Below are 335 nucleotides of genomic sequence, written 5' to 3'. Positions count from 1 at the left end.
CAGGAATCGAGGGTCCTTGGTCGGGTCGTTCATGCTGTCAGGCTCCAACCGCTTCCGGTTGGCCGCCGTCGGCGACACGCACAGTCTCCCGGTGCGCGTAGGCGTCGGCGATCCGGAGAAGCCACTGCGTCTCCGCACGGAGGTCTCCGGCACGGGAAGCGGTGTCCGTCGCCGACGGCACGGCGACCTCGTCGGCGGGACGGCTGTTCTGCAAAGCGGCCAGTGCCGCCTTGACGACCGTAGCTTCGACGATCGCAGCGCCCTGCTCCGTCCCGGCGTCGACGGTCCGCTGGGCGGCTTCGTGCACGCTCCGGGAGCGGTACGGGCGCAGGGCG

1 protein-coding gene is annotated in these 335 nt (G+C 71.0%); it reads right to left on the bottom strand.

Annotated elements, in window-relative coordinates:
• Positions 1-37: 37 nt before the first annotated feature.
• A partial coding sequence (locus RB628_RS41725; protein WP_318325808.1) for a DUF6545 domain-containing protein occupies positions 38-335 on the bottom strand: 298 nt, incomplete at its 5' end.

This window comes from Streptomyces sp. ADMS (assembly GCF_033441795.1).
In the GTDB taxonomy this organism is placed as follows: domain Bacteria; phylum Actinomycetota; class Actinomycetes; order Streptomycetales; family Streptomycetaceae; genus Streptomyces.
This window is presented reverse-complemented; position numbering and strand designations above follow the sequence as displayed.